Here is a 431-nt window from a genome sequence, read left to right as displayed (position 1 = left end):
GAATTCAGTCATGCAGGCGGTACTCGGCAGGCTCGTTACAACGGGAATGCGGGCAGCAGCGCGTGAATGCAAGCGCCGCCGCGCCAGTCAGTTCGGCCGCAGCTTGTCCAGGCGATCGGTCAGCGCCACCCAGAACGCCGCGGGCAGCTCGGCGCGCAGCGGAACCGCGTAGTGCCAGTCGTTGCCGAACGCACGGCATTTCACCGCGTCCTTCTCGGTCATCAATACCGGCAGCTGGCTACCGAAGGACAGGTCCTGCGGCTGGTAGGCCTGGTGGTCGGCGAACGCATGCGGCACCACGCCGATCCCGCGCGCGCGCAACATGTCGAAGAAGCGCTGGGGATGGGCAATGCCGGCCACCGCATGCACGCGCTGGCCCTTGAAGTACGCCAGCGGGCGAGCGCGGCCGCCGGCCAGCGGCTGTGCACTGT

General features: G+C 68.2%; 1 protein-coding gene. It reads right to left on the bottom strand.

The window, feature by feature from the left end; genetic code table 11:
* Positions 1 to 87 precede the first annotated feature (87 nt).
* The coding region (locus FJV41_RS55950) for a tetraacyldisaccharide 4'-kinase (protein WP_181791607.1) at positions 88 to 431 on the bottom strand (344 nt) is incomplete at its 5' end.

The organism is Myxococcus llanfairpwllgwyngyllgogerychwyrndrobwllllantysiliogogogochensis (assembly GCF_006636215.1).
GTDB lineage: Bacteria > Myxococcota > Myxococcia > Myxococcales > Myxococcaceae > Myxococcus > Myxococcus llanfairpwllgwyngyllgogerychwyrndrobwllllantysiliogogogochensis.
Note: the sequence above shows the minus strand (reverse complement) of the source record. Positions and strands in the feature narration are given on the sequence as shown.